Source organism: Arthrobacter sp. NPDC089319, from assembly GCF_040684925.1.
Lineage (GTDB): Bacteria > Actinomycetota > Actinomycetes > Actinomycetales > Micrococcaceae > Crystallibacter.
In genome coordinates, this window is record NZ_JBFBGZ010000011.1 from 23106 (window position 1) to 36330 (window position 13225).

13 protein-coding genes are annotated in these 13225 nt (G+C 67.1%); 4 read left to right on the forward strand and 9 right to left on the reverse strand.

The window, feature by feature from the left end:
- From folP to dacB, 7 genes are all read right to left on the reverse strand, one after another.
- Nucleotides 1–906 (reverse strand): dihydropteroate synthase, encoded by a 906-nt coding sequence (gene folP / locus AB0N75_RS15420; protein WP_364651694.1) that lies wholly within the window; start codon nucleotides 904–906, stop codon nucleotides 1–3.
- 26 nt (nucleotides 907–932) lie between these two features.
- Nucleotides 933–1541, reverse strand: coding sequence for a GTP cyclohydrolase I FolE (gene folE / locus AB0N75_RS15425; protein ID WP_364651696.1), 609 nt, complete (start codon nucleotides 1539–1541; stop codon nucleotides 933–935).
- Nucleotides 1542–1551: 10 nt separating this feature from the next.
- Nucleotides 1552–3591 (reverse strand): ATP-dependent zinc metalloprotease FtsH, encoded by a 2040-nt coding sequence (ftsH, locus tag AB0N75_RS15430; protein WP_364651698.1) that lies wholly within the window; start codon nucleotides 3589–3591, stop codon nucleotides 1552–1554.
- 158 nt (nucleotides 3592–3749) lie between these two features.
- The gene (gene hpt / locus AB0N75_RS15435; RefSeq protein ID WP_353916673.1) at nucleotides 3750–4301 is read right to left on the reverse strand and encodes a hypoxanthine phosphoribosyltransferase; all 552 of its coding nucleotides are present in this window, start codon (nucleotides 4299–4301) and stop codon (nucleotides 3750–3752) included.
- Between the two features lie 15 nt (nucleotides 4302–4316).
- Nucleotides 4317–5429 carry a tRNA lysidine(34) synthetase TilS gene (tilS, locus tag AB0N75_RS15440; RefSeq protein WP_364651701.1) on the reverse strand — a complete coding sequence of 371 codons (1113 nt, stop codon included), beginning with the start codon at nucleotides 5427–5429 and terminating at the stop codon, nucleotides 4317–4319.
- On the reverse strand, nucleotides 5426–6589 hold the full coding sequence (locus tag AB0N75_RS15445) for a zinc-dependent metalloprotease (RefSeq protein ID WP_364651703.1): 1164 nt from the start codon (nucleotides 6587–6589) through the stop codon (nucleotides 5426–5428). The genes tilS and AB0N75_RS15445 overlap by 4 nt, the downstream gene beginning before the upstream one ends.
- A gap of 66 nt (nucleotides 6590–6655) precedes the next feature.
- Entirely contained in the window at nucleotides 6656–8068 is a 1413-nt protein-coding gene (dacB, locus tag AB0N75_RS15450) for a D-alanyl-D-alanine carboxypeptidase/D-alanyl-D-alanine-endopeptidase (protein ID WP_364651705.1), read from the reverse strand.
- Between the two features lie 163 nt (nucleotides 8069–8231).
- Here dacB and AB0N75_RS15455 point away from each other — a divergent pair, with 163 nt between their 5' ends.
- The 4 genes from AB0N75_RS15455 (at nucleotide 8232) to AB0N75_RS15470 (ending at nucleotide 10679) form a co-directional block, all read left to right on the forward strand.
- Nucleotides 8232–8756, forward strand: a complete 525-nt coding sequence (locus AB0N75_RS15455; protein WP_364651707.1) for an inorganic diphosphatase — start codon at nucleotides 8232–8234, stop codon at nucleotides 8754–8756.
- A gap of 142 nt (nucleotides 8757–8898) precedes the next feature.
- Nucleotides 8899–9525 carry a hypothetical protein gene (locus AB0N75_RS15460; protein ID WP_364651709.1) on the forward strand — a complete coding sequence of 209 codons (627 nt, stop codon included), beginning with the start codon at nucleotides 8899–8901 and terminating at the stop codon, nucleotides 9523–9525.
- 95 nt (nucleotides 9526–9620) lie between these two features.
- Complete coding sequence (locus AB0N75_RS15465; RefSeq protein WP_364651711.1) at nucleotides 9621–10046, forward strand: DUF1761 domain-containing protein; 426 nt, start codon at nucleotides 9621–9623, stop codon at nucleotides 10044–10046.
- Nucleotides 10047–10205: 159 nt separating this feature from the next.
- Nucleotides 10206–10679 carry a hypothetical protein gene (locus AB0N75_RS15470; protein WP_364651713.1) on the forward strand — a complete coding sequence of 158 codons (474 nt, stop codon included), beginning with the start codon at nucleotides 10206–10208 and terminating at the stop codon, nucleotides 10677–10679.
- A gap of 123 nt (nucleotides 10680–10802) precedes the next feature.
- On the opposite strand, the gene AB0N75_RS15475 is transcribed toward AB0N75_RS15470, so the two are convergent.
- Both AB0N75_RS15475 and serS read right to left on the reverse strand, forming a co-directional pair.
- Nucleotides 10803–11708, reverse strand: coding sequence for an HAD family hydrolase (locus tag AB0N75_RS15475; protein WP_364651715.1), 906 nt, complete (start codon nucleotides 11706–11708; stop codon nucleotides 10803–10805).
- A gap of 128 nt (nucleotides 11709–11836) precedes the next feature.
- The gene (gene serS, locus AB0N75_RS15480; protein WP_364651717.1) at nucleotides 11837–13126 is read right to left on the reverse strand and encodes a serine--tRNA ligase; all 1290 of its coding nucleotides are present in this window, start codon (nucleotides 13124–13126) and stop codon (nucleotides 11837–11839) included.
- Nucleotides 13127–13225 lie beyond the last annotated feature (99 nt).

Below are 13225 nucleotides of genomic sequence, written 5' to 3' on the forward strand. Positions count from 1 at the left end.
CTACTTGGTCCAGGCGGCGGCGACCTTGACAGCGTCAAGGGAGGCACCGGCGTCGTGCACGCGCACACCCCAGGCGCCGTTGGCCGCGGCCAGCGCGGAGACCGCCAGCGTGGCCTGGTCGCGCTCCTTGGGTGCGGCGGCCTTGCCCGCGGTGGTCAGCAAGGACCCGAGGAACCGCTTGCGCGACGCACCGACCAGCAGTTTGTGTCCCAGCTGGGCGAACTGCCCGGTGGCACGCAGCAGTTCCCAGTTGTGCTCGGCGTTCTTGGAGAAGCCAAGGCCCGGGTCCAGAATGATCTGCTCCGGCGCGACGCCGGCGGCGACGAACTTGTCGCGCAACTCCGTCAGTTCCGCGAGGACCTCGGCCACCACATCCTGGTACTCCGCTTTCGGATCCGCGTGGCGGGCATCGCCGCGCCGGTGCATCAGGATGTAGGGGACCTTGCGCTCCGCCACCAGCGTCGGCATCTCCGGGTCGAAGGTCATGCCGGATACATCGTTGATGATGGCGGCGCCGGCATCCAGCGCCTTCGCGGCGGTGTCCACGTGCATGGTGTCCACGCTGATCAGGGCGCCGGCCTTGGCCAGCGCCTCGATGACCGGAAGAATCCGCTTCTGCTCTTCTTCGGGAGTGATCGAATCGGCGTTCGGGCGGGTGGATTCCCCGCCCACGTCGATGATGTCGGCGCCGCCGTAGAGCAGCTTCAGCCCGTAGGCGATCGCCGCCTCCCGGTTGGCGTGCTCACCGCCGTCGCTGAACGAATCCGGGGTGACGTTCAAAATGCCCATCACGATGGCCCGGTCGGTGGGCAAGTCCGCGAACTTCTTCGGCGCGCGTGCCTTGCGCAGCACGGGCAGGGGCGAGGTGGCGGGCCCTGTTCCGGGGACTGCGGCGAGTGAATCCATCTAGTTCTACCGTCTCTATCTCTTCGCTATCGTCCAATGATCAGGCTCATGGCCTCGGCCCGGGTGGCCTGTTCGCGCAGCTGGCCGCGCACCGCCGAGGTGACCGTCTTGGCCCCCGGCTTACGTACCCCGCGCATGGACATGCACATGTGTTCGCATTCGACGACGACGATCGCGCCCTTGGGTTCCAGGTACTTGACCAGCGCCTCCACGATCTGCGTGGTGAGGCGTTCCTGCACCTGCGGACGGCGCGCGTAGATCTCCACCAGGCGGGCCAGCTTGCTCAGCCCGGTCACCTTACCGTCATGCGACGGGATGTAGCCAATGTGCGCGGTGCCGTGGAAGGGCACCAGATGGTGTTCGCAGGTCGAATAGAACGGGATGTCCTTGACCAGCACCATTTCCTCGTGGTTGATGTCGAACGTGGTGCCGAGGATGTCCGCCGGATCCTGGTGCAATCCGGCAAAAACCTCGGCGTACGAACGGGCCACCCGCTGCGGGGTGTCCAGCAGGCCCTCGCGGTCGGGATCTTCGCCGACGGCGATCAGGATCTCGCGCACCGCCTTTTCGATCCTTGGCAGGTCGATCTGCGGGTCGAAATCCAGTTCGGCAACGACGTCATCGTATTCGGTCACGTATGCGATCCTAGCCGCTGGTGCCCAGAACGCCGCCGCGGCCGTCGTCCTCCGGCAGCTGCCCGCCGGCCGGATTCGGGTCCACAATCACCGCCGCGTGGCTTTCTTCTTCCTGCTGGCCGTTGGCTGCGGCCTCCCGCTCGCGCCGCGAGATAACCGGCGGGATGTCGTGGACCGGCCGGGTTTCCTTGGACAGCCACACGTCGCGGAGGTCGCGGCGGCGCAGGTCGTGGAAGATCTCGGCGATCTCGCGCTGGTTCAGCGTCTCGCGCTCCAGCAGGGCCAGAGCCAGCCGGTCAAGCACGTCGCGGTTCTCGGTCAGGATCGCATAGGCCTCGTCGTGGGCGTCGTCGATCAGCCGGCGAACTTCCTCGTCCACCACGAACGCCACGTGGTCCGAGTAGTTGCGTTCGTGCGACATGTCGCGTCCCAGGAACGGCTCGCCGCCGCCTTGGCCCAGCTTCACGGCACCGACGCGTTCGCTCATGCCGTACTGGGTGACCATCTGGCGGGCGGTGCCGGTGGCTTTCTCAATGTCGTTCGAGGCGCCGGTGGACGGATCGTGGAAGACAATTTCCTCCGCCACCCGGCCGCCCATGGCGTAGGCCAACTGGTCCAGCAGCTCGTTGCGGGTCACGGAGTACTTGTCCTCCTCCGGCACCACCATGGTGTAGCCGAGGGCGCGGCCGCGGGGCAGGATGGTGACCTTGGTGACCGGCGCGGAGTAGCGCAGCGCCGCGGCGACCAGCGCGTGGCCGCCTTCGTGGTACGCGGTGATCTTTCGCTCGTGCTCTTTCATCACGCGCGAGCGCTTCTGCGGGCCGGCCATGACACGGTCGATCGCTTCGTCCAGCGCCCGGTCATCGATCAGTTGGGCGTTGGAGCGGGCGGTCAACAGCGCGGCCTCGTTCAGCACGTTGGCCAGGTCTGCGCCGGTGAACCCGGGCGCACGCTTGGCCAGCGACTTCAGGTCCACACCGGGGGCCATCGGCTTGCCGGCCGCGTGCACCTGCAGGATCTGATGGCGGCCTTCCAGGTCCGGGGCCTCCACGGCGATCTGCCGGTCGAAGCGGCCGGGGCGCAGCAACGCGGGGTCCAGCACATCCGGGCGGTTGGTGGCGGCAATCAGGATGACGTTGGTCTTGACGTCAAAGCCGTCCATCTCCACCAGCAGCTGGTTCAGCGTCTGCTCGCGTTCGTCATTGCCGCCGCCCACGCCGGCACCGCGGTGCCGGCCGACGGCGTCGATCTCGTCGACGAAGATAATGGCGGGCGCGTTGGCTTTGGCCTGCTCGAACAGATCACGCACACGGGAGGCGCCGACGCCCACGAACATCTCCACGAAGTCCGAACCGGAGATGGAGAAGAACGGCGCCCCGGCCTCGCCGGCCACGGCGCGGGCCAGCAGGGTCTTGCCGGTGCCGGGCGGACCGTAGAGCAGCACGCCCTTGGGGATCTTGGCCCCCACGGCCTGGAATTTGGCAGGCTCGGAGAGGAACTCCTTGATTTCGTGCAGTTCCTCGACGGCCTCGTCCGCGCCGGCGACGTCGGCAAAGGTCACCTGCGGCATGTCCTTGGAGATCAGCTTGGCCTTGGACTTGCCGAACTGCATGACCTTGGAGCCGCCGCCCTGCATCCGAGAGAGCAGGAACCAGAAGATCAGGCCGATGATCAGGATGGGCAGGATCAGGCTGATGAAGCTCATGAACCAGTTGTTCTCCACCGGCTGGTCGGTGAAGTTGTCCACCCCGGAGGCGTTGATCGCATCCACGATGTCCGGTCCGCGGTCGCGGCTGTAGAAGAAGGTAACGGACTTGCCCTTGTTGGCGCCGTCGATGACCAAGTCGTCGCGCAGGGTCAGGTCGACGCTCTGCGCGCCGTCGTTAATCCGGGCTTGTTCCGCCTTCTTGTCCTGCAGCAGCGAAAGTCCCACGCTGGTGTCGACCCGCGACGACTGCGGGCCGGCCAGGTTTGGCACGGCGATCAAGAGGATGACCAAGACCAGGACAATCCAGATGATTGGTCCCTTGAAAAGGTTCTTCAATTTCATGCGACTTGGGGGCTTGCGCCCGTCCCTCCTGCTTGTCCGCGCGTGATGGCAGCCCGGTGGGCTACTAAAGCTATACACCGTCCGTCTTCATTCACGCTCGGCGGAGCCGATTAGTTCCCTCTCGGCGTAGCGTGGCCTGCACAAAGACGGTGCAGCGGTTATTCGTAAATGTGCGGCGCCAGCGTCCCGATGAAGTCCAGGTTGCGGTAACGCTCGGCGTAGTCCAGCCCGTAGCCCACGACGAACTCGTTCGGGATCTCGTAGCCGACATACTTGACGTCGATCTCCACCTTGGCGGCATCGGGCTTGCGCAGCAGGGTGCAGATTTCCACGCTGGCCGGGCCGCGGGAAATCAGGTTGGTCTTCAGCCAGGACAGCGTCAGGCCGGAGTCGATGATGTCCTCCACGATGAGCACATGCTTGCCCATCAGGTCAGTCTCCAGGTCCTTCAAGATCCGCACCACGCCGGAGGACTGGGTGCCGGAGCCGTAGGAGGAGACGGCCATCCAGTCCATCTTGACGTGGCTGTGCAGGGCACGCGCCAGGTCCGCCATGACCATCACCGCGCCTTTGAGGACGCCGACGATCAGCAGATCGCGCCCTTCATAATCCTTATCGATCTGGGCAGCCAGCTCGGCAACGCGCTGCTGGATCTGCTCCTTGGTGTAGAGGACGTGCTTGAGGTCTGCCTGGACGTCGTTGGAATCCACCACTTGCTCCCGGGTCTAGCGGTCTGACTGACCGGGGCTGCGGCCAGTTGCTCTCAACACAAGATTGCCATAGCCGGTGCCATCTTGGGGAACCGTATTGGCATTGGTCCGCCGGTAGACGCTGACGAATCCGGCCAACTGCACGGGGCCGGCCGATCCGTGGCGGCGCAGCAGCGTCTCGGCCGCCTGCAGCCGTTCGTAACTGGGATTCTCGCCGCCCAGCTCCGCGGCGGCCAAGGCGATCACCCGGTGCTTCATCGCGGCCGGCAGCTGTTCCATGCCGTCGCGCTGCAGCTCCACTCCGTCCGGCGTCACGAGCCGCACCCGGCGGTACGCTTCGGCAGCCTGCTCCTGCAGGTACTCCGCATCCGCGGCCAGGATCTGGGCGGAACGCCACAGCGCCTCCGCCACGCCGGGGCCCATTTCCTCCTCCAGGAACGGCATCACCCGGGTCCGGATCCGCGAGCGCATGAAGCGCGGATCCGTGTTGCTGGGGTCGTGCCAGGGCTGCAGCCCGGCCAGGGCACAGACTTCCTCGGTATCCCGCCGGCGCAGGGCCAAAAACGGACGCAGATAGGGTCCTCGTTTCACCGGCATGCCGGCCAGCGAGCGGGTGCCGGACCCGCGCCCGAGGCCCAGCATGACCTGCTCTGCTTGGTCGTCCAGGGTGTGCCCCAGCAGGACCGCGGCCGCGCCGAATTCCGCCGCCGCGGCATCCAAGGCCGCGTAGCGGGCCGTCCGGGCGGCGGCCTCCGGCCCCATCCCGGCCGATTCCACGCTCACACGGCGGACCTGAAGCGGCGCCAGGCCCAGCGATTCGAGCTGCAGCCGCGCCCCCTCGGCCGCCTCGGCACTGCCCGCCTGCAATCCATGGTCTACGACGACGGCTCCCACCCGGTAGGGGCGGATGCCGTTGCGCGCGGGCCGGTTGAAGAATTCGGCCGTGATGGCCAAGGCCAGCGAATCCGGCCCGCCGCTACAGGCCACCAGCAACAGCGGCGCTTCGGCGGAGTCAGCGGTGGCCGGTGCCGGCCCGAACTCTTGCAGCGCCCGGCGCAACTGGTGCCGGACGGCCCCCACCTGCGGATGGAGCCGGGGCTTGCGCCGGCCCGCTGCCAGACCGCTCATGCGCGGCTGAGGTCCATGCGGCTGATCCACAGGTCGGGATGGTGGATCTCTTCCTCGGTGGGCAGGTTTTCCGGACGCTCCCACACGGCGTTGAAGCCCTGCATGCCGACTTGCCGGGTTACGGCTCGGACAAACTTGGCGCCGTCGGAGTACTGCCGCGCTTTGGCATCCAGACCCATGAGCTTGCGGATCCAGTTCTCCAGCGCGCCGCGGCTCTGGCCGCGGGCGTTGAACCGTTGGCGGATCGTCTTCACGGTCGGAACAATCGAGGAGTCCACCGCATCCATCACCACGTTGGCGTGGCCCTCCAGCAGGCTCATCACGGCCGTCAGGTGCGAGAAGACCGCCTTCTCCTCCGGTCCCTGGATCAGCTCCAGGACGGAACCCTTCAGCGACGAACCCGGCGCTCCGCCGTCGTCCTTCCCGCTGTCCTTTGTCGCGGCCAAGGCGGCCTTGACGGCCTGCTGCAGCCGCTCGCCCAGGGTGTCCGATTTTTCCACCAGCGACGACGAGAGCTCGCCGATCTGCTCCATCATGTGGTCGCGCAGCCAGGGCGCCGCAGCGAACTGCACCCGGTGCGTCTGCTCGTGCAGGCAGACCCACAGCCTGAAGTCGGCCGGCACCACATTCAGCTCGCGTTCCACCGCCACGATGTTGGGCGCCACCAGCATCAACCGGCCGGCCGCGGGTCCGCCGGGCAGCAGCGAGCAGAACGGGTCGTACTGGCCCAGCACCTTGCTGGAGAGGAAGGAGAGGATGGCACCCATCTGCGTGCCGGTAATGGCGCTGCCCACGGCCGTGGTGGCGCTTTTGAGCTGGTCCGGGCGCTTCTCGGCGAGCGCGGTGATGGCCGGGGCCAGCATGACCTCGAAGCTCCGCGCGTTGGCCTTTGACCAGGCCGCGCGGTCGATGATCAGCACCTCGGAATCACGCAGGTCGCGGGCGGCATCCAGCCCGGTGATGCGGTGCACGTGGTCCACCGATTGCTCGGCGAGGCGGCGCAGCTCATCCACGGCGGCGCGGATCTCCGCGCCCTTCATCCGTGGGCCGGCCGGGGTCAGTTTGGCTGCCGTGGAGGCGGCCAGTTCCCAGTTGACCAGCCGCGGGGGCGGTCCGGGGGAGGCGCCGGATTCACTGGGGGTGGGTGCGCTGCTGTCCATGCGTCCCATCAGATCACATCAGCGGCAAGCCGGTCACTACCGGCCGGCCCGCGAATCGGTGCCCGGTCAGCGGCAGCCGCAGCCGGCCAGGACCGTCGCGGCCCGGTCGGCGGCGGTGCGGGCTGCGTCGATCGAACCGTCCAGCCCATTGGCCACAAAGGCGAAGACCAGGAGCCGGCCGTCCGCGCTGGCCACGTAGCCGCTGAGCGACGTCACCGAGTTCAGCGTGCCGGTCTTGGCGCGGACCAGACCGGCGCCGCCGGCATTGGCGTCCAGATACCGTCCGGACAGCGTTCCGGTCAGGCCTGCGATCGGCAGCGAACCGATGCCTGCCCGGAGGTCCGCGTCCTGGGCAGTGGCGATCAGCGTGACCGCAGCGGCCAGTTGGGCGGGACTCACCCGGTTCTTCATCGAGAGTCCGCTGGCATCGGCCAGCACCATCCCCTTCGCCGGAATGCCCAGCCGTTCGGCCGCTTCCCGCACGGCCTCGGTGCCGCCGCCGAAGCTGCCCGGCTTCCCCACGGCAACGGCCGTGTTCCGTGCCATGACCTCAGCCAGGTAGTTGTCCGAGTGCTGCATCATGTAGTCCACCTGGCCGGCGACGGGTGCGGACTGCACCTCGGCCAGCACGGTCCCGTCCGCCGGTGCCGCATCGCGGCCCACCTTCGCCGACACCGTGAAATCCTTTCCGGCTACGGCCTGGGCCAGCGCATCCCGGAAGGCCGTCCCGGCCAGGCCGGCCGCGTCGGCCACCAGGTCGCCCCCGCCGTCGGCCTGATCCCGCCCGGCGTACATCCCCAGCGGGTAAACCGGGGCAATCTCGCCGTTCTTCACGTCGCCCGGATCCCAGGCGGCGCTGATGGCCGGCCCGGAGTAGAGCGAATCGTCCACCACCACGGTCAGCTCACCCGTGTAATCGCTGGCGGCCAGTTTCCCGGCTGCTTCGGCGGCCAACGTTGCCAGCCCGGCCTCACCCCAGACCGCGCCGGGCCGTGATTCCCCGGCCCCCAGCAGGACGTCGCCGCCGCCCACCAAATAAAGGACACCCGGATTGCCGCCGCGCTTGACCGTGGTGCTGAGCCGCCGGTCCGCACCGAGCGATTCCAGCGCGGCGACGGCGGTGAATGTCTTCAGGTTCGACGCCGGAATCACCGGGTGGGCGGCGCCCTTGTTGTACAGCAACTCGCCGCTGGTTGCGTCGGTGACTGTCCCCGAAAAGCTGCCGGCGCCGTCGAATGCCAGGGCCTTGTCCAGTGCGGGCTTTAACGCTGCCGGATCGGGCAGCGGCGCCGTGCCGCTCGGTCCCGCAGGCGGCGAAGCCAGTTCGGTGGGGGGCAGCTGCGCCGCCGGCGTGCTGATCACCGGCTGCGGCTCCGGCCACTCGATGGCCTGCGCCAGGTTGAATCCTGCCGGCACTGCCAGCGCGGCGAACACCACCGCCAGCAGCCCTGAGGTGAGCACACGGAAACCACGCCCCATGCTGCCCCTCCCGAGGATTGTGTTTGTTGCTTTTCGCCCCGGCGCAACCCCGATGCCGGGGGGCGAAGGCAAGACCGATATCGTTAAGCGTAGTCGGCGCCGGGCAACGGTTGCACCAGCGGCGCCGAAGCCAAAAGTCTGAACGTCTCCAAGGAGCGAAGCCATGCAGCATGACGTCACCATCGAGATCCCCAAGGGGTCTCGGGTCAAGTACGAAATCGACCACGAAACCCACCGCCTCCGCCTGGACCGGGTGCTGTTCACCTCCATGCAGTACCCCACGCACTACGGCTACTTCGAGGACACGCTGGGCGAGGACGGCGATCCGCTGGACGCCATGGTCATGCTGCAGGACTTCGACCTGTTGCCGGGCGTGCTGGTTGAGTCCCGCCCGATCGCCGTTTTCAACATGACCGACGACGGCGGCGGCGACGCCAAGGTGCTGTGCGTCCCGGCCGACAAGCGCTTCGACCACATCCAGGAGCTCTCCGATGTGCCGGAGTTCCTGGTCAAGGAGATCGAGCACTTCTTCACCCGTTACAAGGACCTGGAGCCGGGCAAGTGGGTCAAGGCCGAGGGCTGGGCTGACCGCGCCGCTGCCGAAGCCGAGCTGGAAGCCTCGATCCAGCGCTTTGCCGCGCAGGGCGAGGACTCGGCCGCCGATGAGCCGCAGGGCCGCGACGTCTGATTGACGCTGCCGCAGAGTATCTGCGGGAACAACGACTGCGGTCCGGGCCTTGGTGGTCCGGACCGCCTGCCGTTAAGGCGCACCGGACACGCCATCAACCGAAATCGGTTGTTCCCGTCGTTGTGGGGGCAATACTGGTGCCATGTATGTGCTCACCATCAACCAGCGCGATTCCCGCGAGGTGGGCGACCTGGTGCCCGAGCTGATCAAATCGCTGCGCCACCTGCCGGCAGCCATCCCGTTCCAGCGCTCCGTCGGCGACGAGGCCATCGGCGCGGTCGCGGAGGCGTCCACGGCCATCGACGCCGCGCTGATCGCGTTGCGCAGCCGGCGCTGGCACGTGGGCGTCGGCGTGGGTGAACTGCGGCTGCCACTTCCGTCGGAGATCAAGGACGCCGAAGGATACGGGCTGGTCTACGCGCGCCGCGCCGTAAACCGGGCGCAGAAAACCGGCGAGCGCGTCCCGCTGGCCGTCTCCGGCCCGGACGCGGACGTCGCCGCGGAAGCAGAGGCCGTCCTGCGGCTGATCGGCCAGATTGTCGCCACCCGCACCGACGCGGAGTGGAAGGTCCTGGACCTGATGACGCCGGGAGCGCGTGGCCAGCAAAAGTTCATTGCCGACGAGTTGGGCATTACCAGCCAGGCCGTAAGCAAGGCCGTGGTCCGGTCGCACTGGGTGGAGGAATGGGCCTGCCGGCCGGCAGCAGCCCGGCTGCTGGACCTGGCCTACGGGCCACGGTCCCTGCCGGCCGCCGCATTGCCCTACTGACCGGCCGCGCGTGCACCGCAACAGCGCCTGCGGCGCTTAGACTCCGTAAAAGAATGCCGCGGCTCCCGTCTGTGGCGTGGAACAAAGGAGTGCACATGGTCCCCGAAATTAACGTCTGGGCGGTCATCGTGGCCACCATTTCCACCATGGTCGTCGGGTCCATCTGGTACACACCGAAGGTCTTCGGCAACTACTGGATGAAGGTCGCCAAGGTCAGCCCCGGCGAAGGCAAGAACGCCGTGCGCCCCATCATCATCACCCTCATAGTCAGCTTCATCAGTGCTTGGGTGCTGGCGGGCTCGGCTGCGATTGCGCAGGACTTCTACGGCGGCAACTTCCTCTGGAACACCGCGCTGACCGCCGTGATCCTGTGGGCCGGCTTTACCGCGGCCCGGTTCGTCACCCATGACGCCTTCGAGGGGCGCCCGGCCGGACTGACCGTGCTGAACATCGTGCACGAGTTGGTCACCTTTCTGGTCATGGCCCTGATCATCGGCCTCTTCGGGATCAGCGCAGCCTGACGCCCGCCGACGGGCCTTCCCCCGCGGGGTGGTGCCCTCTGTCCTCCGCCATCCAGGGCGAAATCGTTATAGGCCCGGCGTCAGCCGGAAGGCATACGGGCCGCTCAGGCTGGGAGAATTGATAAATCGATTCACCAACCAGCTTGAGAGGCCCCACCAATGATCGACGCACTGCAAGACTTCACCGCTTCGCTACCCACCGTCCTGCAGTGGGTAGGTGTGGTCCTCGCCGCCGCGATCCCCTTCGTCGAGTCCTACTTCGGATCAGTGATCGGCGTCCTCGCCGGCATCAACCCCTTGATCGCGGTCGTCGCAGCCATTGTGGGCAACGTCGTCTCGATGTTGGTCTTCGTGCTCAGCGCCCACAACATGCGCGCAAAGGTTGTCAGCAGCAAGGAGGCGCGGGAGCCTTCGCCCCGCCGCGAGAAATTGCGGAAACAGTTCGACAAGTACGGGGTGGCCGGCGTGAGCCTGCTGGGCCAGACGATCTTGCCCAGCCAGATCACCTCCGCGGCGATGGTCTCGTTTGGAGCGTCCAGGAACGCGGTGATCCTCTGGCAGATCGTCTCGATCACCCTCTGGGGGGCCGCCTTCGGCATCCTCGCCAGCCTGGGCGTCTCGCTGGTCGGCTAAACCCCCAAGCCGGGCAAGGCCGGGGCTTTCCGAGGGCGGGCAAAGCCGGGCGCGACCAAGAACGTCGTGCCCGGTGCTGCCGCACCGGGCTCGTCAGTCCAGCAGGGTCAGTTCGAGCCGTTATCAGTCCAGCAGGCTGAGCAGGATGGGGGCCGCGCCGTCTTCCTCCACCGTTCCGGTGACCTCGTGGGCGGCGGCGATGACCTCTTCGGGCGCCTGTCCCATGGCCACCCCGCGGGCGGCCCAGTCCAGCATTTCAATGTCGTTGCGGCCGTCGCCCATGGCCACCGTGTGCGACGGCTCAATGTCCAGCTTTCGGCGCAGCGCTTCCAGTGCGCTGGCCTTGGTGACGCCATTGGCGGCGATGTCCAGCCAGGCGGTCCAACCCACTGAGTAGGTCACTCCCTTGAGCCCGGCGGTATCGATGGCTGCCTTGAACTCCTCGGGCGTGTTTTCGGCGCTGGAGACCACCACGCGCACGGCCGTGGATTCCAGCAGTGTCTCGAAGTCCACCCCCTTGGCTTCGATGCCGAAGCTGGCGTCCTGGAAGCGCTCGGTGGCCAGGAAGTTGCCTTCTTCGTCCTCCAGCGCGAACTTTGCGGTCGGCAGTTTCGAGCGCATCACGCGCAGGGCCGGGCCGGGATTGAAGGTCACTCGGTCTTCCACCTCGTAGCCAGCGTCCAGCGAGGTGTCGATCCGCAGGGTGACACCGCCGTTAGAGCAGACCGCGTACCCCTTGGTCATGCCGATCAACTCGATGATCGGCAGCGTCGCATTCAGCGACCGCCCGGTGGACACGACCACCTCGTGGCCGGCGTCGACGACGGCGCGGGCCGCTTCGCGCACCGCGTCGCTCATGTGGCCGTCATGGTTGACCAGGGTGCCGTCCACGTCCAAGGCCACCAGCTTGCGGGCCCCGTTCTCGACGAAGTTCTTCCGCCGGGCCGCACTGGACTGATCTGTCTTGTTTTTCGCTGCTATCCGCTGGTCGTCGATGCCAGCGTGAGCTTTGTCAGCTGTAGTTGTCATCCACCTAGTGAAGCATGACCAAGCTACGGACCGGTAGGGAGTTTTCTACGGGCGAATGACACCCCGGTGAACGAACGGGGAACAGCAACACACGCCACCGGCCCGAGATCTGGCCGCGGAGGCGTTTCTCAGCCGAGGACCGGCAGGACTTCCATGCCGCCCAAGTAGGGCTGCAGGGCGGCGGGTACGTTCACCGAGCCATCGGCGTTCTGGTGGTGTTCCAGGATGGCCACGATCCAGCGCGTGGTGGCCAGCGTTCCGTTCAGCGTGGCGACCGCCCGCGTGCCCTTCCGTTCGCCCTCTGCCGAGACCTGGCGTTCGCGGATGTTCAACCGGCGGGCCTGGAAGGTGGTGCAGTTGGAGGTGGAGGTCAGCTCCCGGTAGGCCTGCTGGGTGGGCACCCAGGCTTCGCAGTCGAACTTGCGGGCCGCGCTCATGCCGAGGTCTCCGGCGGCGGTATCGATCACCCGGTAGGGCAGTTCCACCTTCGCCAGCATTTCCTCTTCCCAAGCCAGCAGCCGTGCGTGCTCGTCGGCGGCTTCCTCGACCGGGCAGTAGATGAACATTTCCAGCTTGTTGAACTGGTGTACCCGAATGATGCCCCGGGTGTCCTTGCCGGCTGCACCGGCCTCCCGGCGGTAGCAGGAGCTCCAGCCGGCATAGCGGGTCGGACCGGCGGAGAGGTCCAGGATCTCGTCCGCGTGGTAGCCCGCCAAAGCCACCTCCGACGTGCCCGTCAGGTACAGGTTGTCGCGCTCCAGACGGTAGATCTCGTCGTCGTGCTCAACGTCGAAGCCGGTGCCCTGCATTGTTTCCGGGCGAACCAGCGTGGGGGTGATCATCGGGATGAAGCCATTGGACACGGCCTGGTCCAGCGCCATGTTCATCAGCGCGATCTCCAGCCGGGCGCCCACTCCCTTGAGGAAGTAGAAGCGGGAACCGGAGACCTTGGCCCCGCGTTCCATGTCGATGGCGCCGATCAGCTCGCCGATGGCCAGGTGGTCCCTCGGCTCGAAGCCGTCCGGACCAAAATCGCGGGGCTTGCCGACCGTCTTGACCACGTTGAAGTCTTCCTCGCCGCCGGCGGGAACACCGTCCTCGATCCGGTTGGGGATGCTGCGCAGCAGCGCCTCCTGCTGGTTCTGCGCGGCGTCCGATGCCGCCTGCGCCTCCTTGACCGATGCCGCCAGTTCCTTGACCTGCGCCAGCAGCGCAGCCTTCTCCTCGCCCTTGGCCTGCGCCACCTTCTTGCCGAAGACGTTCTGTTCGGCACGCAGTCCCTCGTACCGGTTGATCGCTTCCCGGCGTGCCACGTCGGCGGCGATGACGGCATCGACGACGGACTCGTCGGCGCCCCGGGCGCGCTGGGAGGCACGGAAGATCTCTGGATTGGCGCGGAGTTCGTTTACATCGATCACTTGCTAAGGGTACCGAAAAAGGCCTTCCGCCCTCGATCCGGTCCGCCCGGCTCTGCCTCCGGTCCCGCGGGCCGCCCTCGGTGCGGCGCTGGATAAGCT